General features: G+C 43.0%; 12 protein-coding genes and 1 pseudogene. 9 read left to right on the plus strand and 4 right to left on the minus strand.

Translation table 11 applies throughout. From position 1 onward, the window contains the following. Positions 1-144: 144 nt before the first annotated feature. A complete protein-coding gene (locus RB604_RS17535) occupies positions 145-990 on the minus strand; it encodes an alpha/beta hydrolase (RefSeq protein WP_055294053.1) in 846 nt (281 codons plus the stop codon). A gap of 239 nt (positions 991-1,229) precedes the next feature. Here RB604_RS17535 and RB604_RS17540 point away from each other — a divergent pair, with 239 nt between their 5' ends. The 7 genes from RB604_RS17540 (at position 1,230) to RB604_RS17570 (ending at position 9,549) form a co-directional block, all read left to right on the plus strand. After that, complete coding sequence (locus RB604_RS17540; protein WP_005930842.1) at positions 1,230-1,820, plus strand: DUF417 family protein; 591 nt, start codon at positions 1,230-1,232, stop codon at positions 1,818-1,820. Between the two features lie 30 nt (positions 1,821-1,850). Then, positions 1,851-3,206 (plus strand): FAD-dependent oxidoreductase, encoded by a 1,356-nt coding sequence (locus RB604_RS17545; protein WP_055294055.1) that lies wholly within the window; start codon positions 1,851-1,853, stop codon positions 3,204-3,206. Between the two features lie 112 nt (positions 3,207-3,318). After that, entirely contained in the window at positions 3,319-4,191 is an 873-nt protein-coding gene (locus RB604_RS17550; RefSeq protein WP_055294320.1) for a DMT family transporter, read from the plus strand. A 293-nt stretch (positions 4,192-4,484) separates the two neighbouring features. After that, positions 4,485-5,072: a DUF3575 domain-containing protein gene (locus tag RB604_RS17555; protein WP_055294322.1), complete on the plus strand. Its 588-nt coding sequence runs from the start codon at positions 4,485-4,487 to the stop codon at positions 5,070-5,072. A gap of 28 nt (positions 5,073-5,100) precedes the next feature. Then, the gene (locus RB604_RS17560) at positions 5,101-6,558 is read left to right on the plus strand and encodes a DUF3868 domain-containing protein (RefSeq protein WP_055294057.1); all 1,458 of its coding nucleotides are present in this window, start codon (positions 5,101-5,103) and stop codon (positions 6,556-6,558) included. Between the two features lie 208 nt (positions 6,559-6,766). Beyond that, positions 6,767-8,266, plus strand: coding sequence for an L-lactate permease (locus RB604_RS17565; protein WP_007481918.1), 1,500 nt, complete (start codon positions 6,767-6,769; stop codon positions 8,264-8,266). Positions 8,267-8,517: 251 nt separating this feature from the next. Continuing rightward, positions 8,518-9,549 (plus strand): GNAT family N-acetyltransferase, encoded by a 1,032-nt coding sequence (locus RB604_RS17570; protein ID WP_055294059.1) that lies wholly within the window; start codon positions 8,518-8,520, stop codon positions 9,547-9,549. Positions 9,550-9,648: 99 nt separating this feature from the next. Here the strand turns inward: RB604_RS17570 and RB604_RS17575 are convergent, their stop codons facing one another. Then, a complete protein-coding gene (locus tag RB604_RS17575; protein ID WP_005930823.1) occupies positions 9,649-10,251 on the minus strand; it encodes a nucleotidyl transferase AbiEii/AbiGii toxin family protein in 603 nt (200 codons plus the stop codon). Beyond that, on the minus strand, positions 10,206-10,511 hold the full coding sequence (locus tag RB604_RS17580) for a DUF6922 domain-containing protein (protein WP_005930820.1): 306 nt from the start codon (positions 10,509-10,511) through the stop codon (positions 10,206-10,208). The genes RB604_RS17575 and RB604_RS17580 overlap by 46 nt, the downstream gene beginning before the upstream one ends. Before the next feature lie 313 nt (positions 10,512-10,824). On the opposite strand from RB604_RS17580, the pseudogene RB604_RS17585 reads away from it, so the two are divergent. Beyond that, positions 10,825-11,172 (plus strand): annotated as a pseudogene (locus tag RB604_RS17585) (type II toxin-antitoxin system RelE/ParE family toxin). Positions 11,173-11,177: 5 nt separating this feature from the next. Then, positions 11,178-11,504: a helix-turn-helix domain-containing protein gene (locus RB604_RS17590; protein WP_005930816.1), complete on the plus strand. Its 327-nt coding sequence runs from the start codon at positions 11,178-11,180 to the stop codon at positions 11,502-11,504. A gap of 49 nt (positions 11,505-11,553) precedes the next feature. Here RB604_RS17590 and RB604_RS17595 read toward each other — a convergent pair whose 3' ends face one another. After that, positions 11,554-12,507, minus strand: coding sequence for an MraY family glycosyltransferase (locus tag RB604_RS17595; RefSeq protein ID WP_055294061.1), 954 nt, complete (start codon positions 12,505-12,507; stop codon positions 11,554-11,556). Positions 12,508-12,554 lie beyond the last annotated feature (47 nt).

Raw genomic sequence — 12,554 nt, forward strand, 5'->3', positions numbered from 1 at the left:
CAGCAATAAATAATACAATCCGAATAAGCCTAACCGGAAATAAAGGGGATTTTATACAGTTACCCCAACCTTCTCCCTAATGAAGGGATTCTGAGGATACAAGAATATCACTTTGTCATTTTGCCACATTGAAAAGAAAAAATATCATCGGGCAAACAAGCATTTCAAACCGTCGTAAATTGCCGGAAGAGCAATCGTACCGTGTGTCTCTTCCGGAAATTTCTTTGAAACAACACGCAAGTTGCAACGTTCCATCTCCGGAATTACCGTATCCAGAAAGGTATCAGTCAACGGAAAATGTATCAGATTCCTCTCGGTACGAGGACGGGTGGCAAAAGCAACATACAACTGTTTTCCATCAAAAACCGTTTTATCCCCGCGTGTACCGGCCTGTTTCAGAAAAGCTCCCTGATCCCACCACAAGCTGGGATCGAGTGCCATATAAGTATCGAACGATTCCGGATGATTCCACAAAACATGCAAAGCAAATAATCCTGCAAACGAGTGGCCTACCAACATATTCTGCCCACCGACCGGAAATTCTTTTTCGATAGCCGGACGTAACTCTTCTACCAGAAAACGATAGAATTGTTCTGCACCCCCTCCTTTCGGTTCATCACCGGAACGGACAGTTCCGTCGCGACGGGCAGCCGAAGGGGTCGGTGTCAAATCTCTCGTACGGTCTGTATTCAAAACAGCCACTACGACGCAAGGAGGCAGCGAAGAGACTCTGGAAGAAGAAAAGAAACGGGTGAACCCTACCACCGTATGAAAGAAAGAATCGCCATCCAACAGATAAAGAACCGGGTAATTCCGTTCCGTCTCTCCGGGGCGCTTCTCAGGTTGATAAACCCAGTAGGCTCTCTCCTCGTTCAATAGCCGGGAAAACAGAGTATGACGTTCTCCTATGGAAATCGTCTCCTGCCCTTGTGCCCGAAAAGAAAATACCACACACATCGCAACGACACACAATAGAAATAATCGCTTCATTTCACCTTATTTTATTTAAGGCCGCAAAGTTCAGATAAAAAATCCGTTTTATCCATCCCCATTTTTAGGTATTATTTCTGCCTTTTCACCTTGTCGCCCACCCGTACTGTTCCCGGTCTTTGTGATAAAAAAACAGGAAAAGGAATAATTGCCAATTTATTCTGCAAAATTGCCATTTCCGGCTACGGAAAAACAGCCGATCTTTGCAACATAAAATTTAACCCATAAAAAAGATTAAGATGAGGACAAGATTGAATTCGTTGTTTATTGCATTTCTGAATGTAGCGGCATCTACACAAAAATTAGGTATCAACCTGATCCGTGTAGCTATATTAGTGATATTCGTTTGGATCGGTGGTCTGAAATTCTGGAACTATGAAGCCGAAGGCATTGTTCCGTTTGTTGCGAACAGCCCTTTCATGAGTTTCTTCTATACAAAGAGTGCTCCCGAGTACAAAGAGTACAAACTGAAAGAGGGGGAATTCAATGAAGCGAAACACAAATGGCACGAGGAAAACAACACGTATGGCTTTTCACGCGGGTTGGGAATCTTAATTATGGGTATCGGCATACTGACATTTTTAGGGATATTCTCTTCCAAAATAGGACTGGCAGGTGCAGGATTGGCTATCATCATGACATTAGGGACACTTTCGTTTCTGGTCACCACACCGGAAGTCTGGGTACCGGACTTGGGTAGCGGAGAACATGGTTTTCCCCTGTTGACCGGAGCGGGAAGACTGGTTATCAAAGACACGGCCATACTGGCAGGAGCCATCGTAGTACTGTCCGATTCGGCAAAAAAGGTCTTGGCACAATTAAAAAAATAGCTTTTCAGCATAATTAAAAAAAACAAAGTCATGAAACAGTTTGATGCAATTATCATAGGTTTTGGCAAAGGGGGGAAAACCTTAGCAGCAGAGTTGGCAAAACGCGAACAGAAAGTCGCAGTAATCGAACGTTCGGACAAGATGTACGGAGGTACGTGTATCAACATCGGCTGCATTCCGACCAAGACACTGGTTCATCTGTCCAAACTGACTCCTGCCGGTAGTTCTTTCAAAGAAAAAAGAGAATATTACCGGCAGGCAATTGCCCGGAAGGAGGAAGTTACTTCGATGTTACGGAAGAAAAACTATCATAATCTGGCTGATAACCCTTATATCACGGTATATACGGGAACCGGTTCCTTTGAAGACAAAGAGGTGGTAAAAATAACAACCGGCAGTGAGGTTCTCCGGATCAAAGCTCCGCAAATTTTTATCAACACCGGATCGGAGACAGTGATTCCGCCAATCGAAGGGATCAAAGACAATCCCTCGGTATACACCAGTACTTCTATTATGGAAATGAAAGAGCTTCCCGAAAGACTGGTAATTGTGGGCGGCGGTTATATCGGCCTGGAATTTGCATCGATGTATGCTTCGTTCGGCGCCAAAGTAACCGTACTGGAAAGCTATCCGCAGTTCATCTCACGAGAGGACAGGGATATAGCCGACAGCGTAAAAGAGACCTTGGAAAAGAAAGGCATATCATTCATCCTGAATGCAAAAGTACAGGAGATAAAAGGTAATACGGTCGTTTACCGGAATGCGGAAAACGGAGAAACTCACGTACTGGACGCAGATGCCATTTTATTGGCAACCGGACGTCGCCCCAACACCCGGGAGCTTCGTCTGGAAGCGGCTGGCGTAGAGGTCAACGAACGCGGAGCAATTATAGTAGACGAGTTCCTGAAAACAACGAACCCTCAAATCCGTGCCATCGGTGACGTGAAAGGCGGTTTACAATTCACCTATATCTCTTTGGACGACTACCGTATCATTCGCGAAGATTTGTTCGGAAAGCAGCAGCGCACCCTGAATGATCGTGATCCGGTGAGCTATTCCGTATTTATCGACCCGCCGCTATCACGCATCGGCATGAGTGAAGAAGAAGCCCGGAAAACCGGCCGGAATTTTAAAGTAAACAAACTGCCCGTAACGGCCATCCCCCGTGCAAAAACATTGGGAGAGACCGATGGCCTGTTCAAAGTAATCATAGATACGGATACCAACCGGATTTTAGGATGTACCTTGTTCGGCCCCGAATCGAGCGAAATAATCAATCTGGTAACTTTCGCTATGAAAACCGGACAAGAATATACGTTCTTACGGGATTTTATCTTCACACATCCCAGTATGAGCGAATCTTTAAATGATTTAATGAATATATAGGAATACCTCACCGGAGAAGGCAAAAAAGAGCGAAAACATCATCCGTATCCCTGTCAAAACTTGTACTTTTGCAACGTTTTTACAGTTATATAAGATCATGCAGTTTCAATCAATAAACAAAACAAAAGGTATCCTGTACGCGGCAGTCTCCTCTTCCACGTTCGGACTGGCGCCTTTCTTTTCCGTGATGCTTCTCAACATCGGTTTCTCTTCCTTCGAGGTGTTGAGTTATCGTTGGGGAATAGCATCTCTCACACTGATACTTTTCGGCTGGCTGTCCGGGTGTAACTTCCGATTGAATAAAAAAGATTTCGGAACCGTCTTTCTATTAAGTCTGTTTCGGGCAGCTACTTCCCTGAGCCTTTTGATCGCTTATCAAAACATAGCCAGCGGAGTAGCTTCCATCATTCACTTCATGTACCCATTGGCCGTGGCCATGAGCATGATCCTCTTTTTCCATGAAAAGAGATCGGCATGGATCATTACCGCCATATCGATGTCGATCGTCGGCGCCATACTCCTTTCATCGGGAAACATCGGTCATGGCAACGGTAGCACTACGCTCGGTATCATATCCGCCTGTATATCCGTATTCTCTTACGGCGGATACATTATCGGAGTAAGAAAAAGCCGTGCAGTACAGATCGAATCGACTGTGCTGACTTGTTATGTAATGGGATTAGGAGCGCCTCTCTTCATCATTTGCGGCTGTTTCACCAGTGGCATCCGGCTGGTAACAGAAGGTGTTACCTGGCTGTACATCTTAGGATTAGCATTACCGGCTACAGCCATTTCAAACATCACACTGGTCAAGGCAATCAAGCACATCGGCCCTACCCTCACCTCCATATTCGGGGCAATGGAACCTCTGACGGCAGTCATCATCGGCATAGTAGCCTTTAAAGAATCATTCACCGTAGCAAGCGCCATCGGAATCATGCTGATCGTTACGGCAGTCACCATTGTTGTGTGCAAAAAAAAATAATGTGCCAATTAATAATGTGCCAATTGGACAATGTGCCAATATGCCAATTAAAGAATGTATTAATGTATTAATGTGATAATTGAAGAATGCAGTAATTAAAAGAGGTGTAATATACCAATAAAAGTGGAGAATATGGTAATTGTTTTGCAATATATTCCTTACCCTACAGCGCAGCCAATTGGCACATTGGCATATTGGCACATTGACAAATTATTATCCTCCTCCTGAAAACAAATCCGTAGCGGTAAGTGTTGATACCCGAAATAAATAATAAAACCTATACCAAAACGGAAATGAGAACAATGAAATTGATTTTAGCAGTAGGGTTTCTGCTCGCTTTTGCCACAGGGGTAAATGCCCAAAAGCAAAGAACCCAGACCTATCTACCCAAAATTGCCATCAAAACCAATGCCCTCTATTGGGCCACAAGTACTCCGAATCTGGGACTTGAAATAGGATTGGCTAAAAAATTAACCCTCGACATTTCGGGAAACTACAACCCCTGGAAGTTTTCGGATAACAAGCAATTGAAACACTGGCTCGTACAGCCCGAACTGCGTTACTGGCTCTGCGAACGGTTCAATGGCAGCTTCTTCGGCCTGCACGGACACTATGCCGATGCAGACATCAGCAACCTAAATATGTTCGGTTTGGGACACGACCGGTATGACGGTAAAATCTACGGTGCCGGCATCTCTTACGGTTATCAGTGGATATTGAAAAAACGTTGGAGCATGGAAGCTACCATCGGAGTGGGATATGCCCACATCAAATATGACAAATACGAACCGGGAGACGACGGCCGCAAGATCGACCATAATACCAAAGACTACTTCGGACCTACCAAAATAGGCCTTAGCTTCATTTATACTTTCAAATAAACAACCAACCCATAAACCAATTATAACAATGAAAAGAAAAGTTATCTATATTCTGCTGGCCCTTGTCATCGCGCTTCCTGCCAGTGCCCAAAAACTTTATAATGACGCCATCAGCCTGTCGGGCGTATCGCTATGGCAACAGGGCAATTCTCTATACATAGACATGACGATCGACATGAAGAATCTGACCGTCAGCCCCCAACGCTCACTGACTCTTACACCGCTATTGACAGACGGACAACACAATGTCCCTCTGCAAGACATCATAATTAACGGCCGCCGCCGTCAGAAAGCTTACGTTCGCAGTTTAGCCATCGAACACGAAGCTCCTACGGCCATCGTCATCCCCTACGATAAAAGAGAAGTACTGAACTATACCCAAGTCATCCCCTACCAGTCGTGGATGGAGAATGCCTCGCTCAATCTTGTCGAGAATCTTTGCGGTTGCGGCAATAATGAAGAGATGATTGCCCAGGAACTGATCACCAACAGCGTATCTACCGAAGCCAAACGACTGGCAGCCATGTCACCGATCGTAGCTTACATCCAACCACCGGTAGAAATAGTAAAAGAGCGTAGCGAACAGTACGAAGCCCATCTGGACTTTCCTGTAAGCAAATCGGTGATACTGACCGACTTTATGAATAATCACCAAGAACTGATGAACATACGTTCTATGTTCGGCAAGGTTCAGAATGACCGGAATCTCACCATCACCGGCATCAGCATCGAAGGATTTGCTTCGCCCGAAGGCCCGTTGAAATTCAACGAACAACTTTCGCAAAAACGTGCCGAAGCGCTGAAAGCCTATCTCACCGCAAATGAAAAAGTACCGGCCAATCTCTATAAGGTATCTTTTGGAGGTGAAAACTGGGACGGATTGATAAAGGCTTTGGAAACCTCTTCCATGAAAGATAAAGAGACCTTCATCCACATCATCAAAAATACCGGTGATGATGCCCTCCGCAAAAAAGAGATCATGCACGTAGGCGGCGGAACTCCTTATCGCACTATGCTGAAAGAGATTTATCCGGGATTGCGCAAAGTGAACTGCAAGATAGATTATACGGTAGTCAACTTCGATGTGGAACAAGGCCGTATTGTCATCAAAACCAATCCGAAGTATCTGAGCCTGAACGAAATGTACCAAGTAGCCAACAGCTATCCGAAAGGCAGTGACGATTTTGTAAACGTATTCGATGTTGCCGTACGTATATACCCCGACGATGAAGTAGCCAACTTGAATGCCGCCGCCGTGGCACTGACCAAGAAGGATCTGAAAACAGCCGTGAAATTTATGGAAAAGGCCAACAAGCAGACAGCCGAATACATCAACAACAGCGGAGTGTATGATTTCCTCAACGGCAACATCAACCAATCCATCGCCGCCTTCACACAGGCTGCCCATATGGGTAATGATGCCGCAAAAGCAAACTTAAAGCAATTGCAGAAAATACTGGATTCCAAAAAGCCATCCGGTAAATAGCAGGAAGAACCCTTCTATTCATATAGATATATACAGCAAAGAGCCGGACAGGGTTCATGATGAAACCTGGTCCGGCTCTTCTCATACCTTTTATACCTCTGATATAAATATTTCTGTACTTTTTGAAATAAAATCATAAAAAACGACCGGCCGGACAGTCAAAACACCTGTTAGTTTTGTTATACATACATAACTTAAACTGACGATTATGACACTGATTCTTGCTATTGTTCCGGTTCTGCTTCTTATTGTATTGATGGCTTTTTTTAAGATGCCGGGCGACAGAAGCAGTGTCATCTCTCTCATCGTGACCATGCTAATCGCCCTTTTCGGCTTTCATTTTGCAATAGACGATCTCGCCTGCTCCTTCCTGTACGGAGCGTTGAAAGCGGTTTCTCCTATTCTGATTATCATCGTGATGGCTATTTTCAGCTATAACGTATTATTGAAAACCCGGAAGATGGAAATCATCAAGCAACAATTCACCTCCATCTCCACAGACAAGAGCATTCAAGTGTTACTGTTGACTTGGGGCTTCGGTGGATTGCTGGAAGCAATGGCCGGTTTCGGGACAGCCGTAGCTATCCCTGCCGCCATCCTGATCAGTCTCGGATTCAAGCCCGTGTTCTCCGCAGTAGTGAGCCTGATAGCCAACAGCGTTGCTACGGCATTCGGTGCTATCGGTACCCCTGTACTCGTATTGGCCAAAGAAACCAGCCTCGATGTGCAGAACCTGAGTACCAATGTCGTATTACAGCTATCCGTACTCATGTTCCTCATCCCATTGGTTTTGCTGTTCCTCACCGATCCGAAGTTGAAATCACTTCCGAAGAATTTATTCTTAGCACTATTGGTAGGAGGCGTCTCCCTGACCAGCCAGTACATGGCCGCACGCTACATGGGTGCCGAATCACCGGCCATTATCGGAAGTATTCTTTCGATCATCGTGATCGTCATCTACGGAAAGCTCACCGCCCCGAAAGAAGAACGTGCCCGCAAGAACCCTCTGCGGACGAAAGATATTCTCAACGCCTGGAGCATCTACCTGCTCATCCTCTTGTTGATCATACTGACCAGTCCTCTGTTTCCCGGCCTGCGCCATACACTCGAAAATAACTGGGTCACCCGCATCAGCCTGCCTGTCGGGGACTCGACCCTAAACTATACCATCTCGTGGCTCACCCATGCAGGAGTACTTCTCTTCATAGGCACGTTTATTGGAGGGCTCATACAAGGTGCCGGAGTCAAAGAGATGTTCACCGTACTTTGGCATACGGTGAAGCAATTGAAGAAAACGTTCATCACGGTCATCTGCCTTGTCGGCCTTTCCACCATCATGGATACGGCAGGAATGATTGCCGTAATCGCCACTGCCCTGGCTACTGCTACCGGAAGCCTTTATCCGCTTTTTGCCCCCGTCATCGGATGTCTCGGTACTTTCATCACCGGCAGTGATACCTCATCGAATATCCTTTTCGGAAAGCTGCAAGCCAGCGTCGCCGGACACATCAACGTGAGTCCGGACTGGTTGTCGGCCGCCAATACGGTCGGTGCGACAGGAGGTAAAATCATATCTCCCCAAAGCATCGCTATCGCTACCTCGGCAAGCAACCAGCAGGGAAAAGAGGGAGAAATCCTAAAAGCAGCCATCCCCTATGCACTGGCCTATGTAGTGATAACAGGAGTTATCGTCTTTATTTTCAGCTAAAGATGCAATATTTAAATTTAAAGTTCTATATTTGGCAACGAAATAAAAAACATTTTTTGAAAACAAATCCTTCATCTTCCAATATATTGGTGTGCTAAATAGCCTGTAGTTCTCACTACTCATCTGGCTATCCCCCCTTTGTAAAATCCGGCATATTCTATCCGGACAGGAATCCTATTCTTATTTTTTTTAACGGAGACAAATCATGAGATCATCTCCTATTTACTCAACATTTTATCAACAGAAATCATATGATAGAAACAAAACGTTTAAGAATCATACCACTCGATTCGGAGCAGTTCGCCCTGCTTCTGAATGGAGTACACTTTATGGAAAACGCCTTAAGGCTGACTCCTTCCAACGAAACACTTGATCCGCATACCCGTCAGGCTATGACCGGTCAATATCAGCTTGCCGGCAAGCATCCCGAAAACTTTCTCCTGCTGACCAACTGGCAGATCATCTTGAAATCAGAAAACAAAGCCATCGGCTCCGCCTGTTTCAAAAACCTCCCCGATGCGGAAGGCAGCGTCGAAGTCGGTTACGGGATATATGCTTCCTACCGGAACCACGGTTATATGACCGAAGCTCTGAAAGCCTTATGTAAATGGGCTTTCGACATTGCAGGGGTACAATCCGTCATAGCAGAAACCGAAAAAGACAATATCGCTTCCCAATATGTATTGCAGAAAAGCAAGATGAAGCAGTTTAAAGAATCAGCAGACAGTATCTGGTGGAAATTAAATAAAAAAACAATGGAAAAGAAAGAAATTATAGTTATCAGACAAGAAACCAAGCAAGACCGGCACGAGTTATACCACTTAATACAAACCGCCTTCCAGACTGCCAAAGTAGCCGACGGCGATGAACAGGACTTCACCGTAAATCTGTGGAACAGTGAAAACTACATCCCCGAATTAGGATTAGTAGCCGAACTGAATGGAAAATTAATCGGCCATATTCTGCTCACCCGGATGTATGTCATACAGGAAGACGGGAGCAAATTCGAATCTTTATTAGTGGCCCCCCTATCCGTGTTATTGGAATATAGAGACCACGGTGTGGGTTCCGCATTAATGAAAGAAGGTCTCAGACGGGGACGCGAGTTGGGATACAAAGCAGCGTTCCTTTGTGGCGATCCTGAGTATTATCACCGCTTCGGATTCAAATCAATCCGTGAATTCGGACTTACCAACCCGGAAATTCCGGAACCTTATGCGATGGGATACGAATTGGTTCCCGGAGCACTGGATCAAGTTACGGGAGTGGTAAAACTGACATAGTTCGTCAAAGGAGAGCTATAAAATGTAAAGCGGCATGTCTTCGGAAAATAGACATGCCGCTTTACGTTTTTATTATCGAAAGTATATTATTAATTATTATCAAAAAATATTAGACAATATCTGTTGCTTAATATTTTCCCACGTTATATCAGTTAACATATACGGCATTATGTCCTCTTCAGCATCATCAAAATATGCTAAACTTTTCATTGCCATAAAAATAGACCCATCCGGATACTTTTGAGAGTAAAAATCCAATATATCATTCATAGAGAAATACCGCAATAAGAAAGCAATATCAACAAAATCCTTTTTAGTCCCCCTCCCAATAATAGCTGTAACTTTCATTGCTGCTATATCTTTTAAACTCGCCATCCGAATTCCTTGTTTTACTACTACATCATCAACCCATGAATATTGATAATCTACAATATCAATCTTAACATTGTTCAACAAATAAATATGAATACGAGGAGATTCTTTCAATACTGTCAAAGCACCTATTTGTTCCAATGCTATTACAAGTTCATCCTTTTCCACCTCTATTTTACCAAAAAAATCTAAATCTATAGATTTCCGATGTCCTATTTGCAAAGCTAAAGCAGTGCCTCCCACCAAGCGAGTTTTACATAATGCGGGGATACTCTGTAACTTCCTTAGAAGTTCCAGTGTTGTGGTATCGAGTGTTGATAAGTGTAACATCTGAATTCTTCTTTAGGAGTATTCGAAATGGAAGCAATATAAGCTAAAGCACGGGGTTCCAAATCTCTCATCTTTTTTACTTCTTCTACGATTCGAGGTAAACCATAATAAATACGTAATACCATCCAATCATTCCAGACACCATATTCCAACACTCTTTTTATTATATATTTAGAATGCCTGTCAATATCAATATCTTCTTTGTGTACATCCCAAAAAAGATGATTAGAAAACGTATTTATACATTCGTTTGCTGTCATAAAAATCTTCTTTGATAACAAAAGTAACACATTTATCCAAATATACAAAATCAAACCAGATTCTTTTCTACAACACAAACCAACTTATACGCGATTTACCATTAATCAAAAAATATTTGGCTTTAAATCCGTAGCAAACAACTGCGTAATACAACTGAGGAAATGATTACCTCGATGTTTATAACACGACAAAACGACTGTACTGAGATAATACTAAACTTGTTTCAGTTTCAGATTTGAGTGCTAATGCTTTTTCCCTCAAAATGTTTCTTCATATGGAACTATTTCTTTATCTTTGTATCAAAATAAAGTAATGGAAACCAAGGCTAAATTTAATGTGATATTATCATCTGAAGCGAGTGATTTCCTTGAGGGACTAAATTCTAAAATTCGGGAGAAGATCATTTATAACATCCGTAAATCTACATATACTATAGACCCCGAGCTCTTTAAAAAGCTGGATGATACAGATATATGAGAATTTAGAACAAGATATAATAATGCTCAATACCGCTTGTTAGCTTTTTGGGATAAGACGAGTAATATAGATACTTTAGTGATTGCAACACACGGATTTATCAAAAAAACTCAAAAGACTCCATCAAAAGAAATAACAAAAGCCCAAGAAATAAGAAAAGAATATTTCAACTCTAAAAAATAGTGAATATGAAAGATAACAAATTTTATACCCTCGGAGAAATTGAGGACAAATATATAGGGAAAAAAGGTACTCCTAAGCGAGACAAATATGAAGTTGATTTGCAAACTGATGTGCATTCTCACTTCATTGGTGAAGCGATCAAACAGGCCAGGCTATCAAAGAATATGACACAAGAAGAACTTGGTAGTTTAATCGGTGTACAAAGAGCACAAATTTCTCGTATAGAGAGTGGAAAGAATCTAACATTTTCTACCATAGCAAGAATTTTTAAAGCAATGGGAATAAGTGCCAAATTAGAAATTGGGAATTTAGGGAAAGTTGCTTTGTGGTAACTTAGAATATAAAAAGATAAGCGGATAAAAGGTTTATATATTTCTCAGCCTATTTATTCATGAGATGTAGTCGAAAATACTTTTTCATAAACAACACGTATAGCGTACCCAATATAAGTACGGTAGCCAACAAATACCAATAACCATACGAATAAAAATAGAAGTATCCGACTATCACCAATGCCTGTACCAGCATGTATACAGATGAAACCACCACATGAGGGATCTTCAGTTCATTCGCCATAATCTGATACAGATGCTTCCGGTGTGGCAAACCGATATTCTCATGAAGCATCAGGCGATGGATTATCGTCAGTACACTATCCACACCGTATACGGCCAACAGGATAATCCAACTGAAATCCTCCGTCCGGATAACTAACTTGCCGATAAAGAACAGCAGAACGAATGCAATGCAGACAGAACCGACATCACCGGCAAAACACTTGGCACGTTTCCGGAAATTGAAGAAGTTGAAAACAAAGACACTGCAAAGCACCGTCAGAATAAAATCCTGTTCTACGAAAGAAACGACCGCCTCATTGATATAAGCAAGGGCTACGAGAACAACCAATGAATATCCGCCGGTGATGCCATTGATGCCATCCATGAAATTGTAGGCATTGATGATGCCCGTACAAACGATCAATGCCACAAAAAGCGTCCACCAGGGGAGTGAAAACAACCCCCATTGATAAAACATCAAAGCCATGGCGGAGAAATGAAACACCAGTCGGAGTACTTGTGAAGTGGAACGGATGTCGTCTACAAAGCTGATAAAGGTGATCAATGTCAAGGCAAGCATAAACCAGGGGTATTCAAAATGACTCGTCAGAAAATAAGCCAATACACCAAAATAAAAGATGATCCCTCCACCACGCAAAGTAATGCGGGTGTGAGAACTACGTTCATTCGGCTTGTCGATGATATTACATTTATCAGCGATGCGGAAATAAAAAAGTTCTGCAAGGAAGAGCAGAACTAAGATGATTAGATAATACACAGTCTTATATATTTAAAAAGTATCTTCGATCATGGAAATAATAAAAG

Origin of the sequence: Bacteroides salyersiae (genome assembly GCF_031172035.1) — a bacterium.
Lineage (GTDB): Bacteria > Bacteroidota > Bacteroidia > Bacteroidales > Bacteroidaceae > Bacteroides > Bacteroides salyersiae.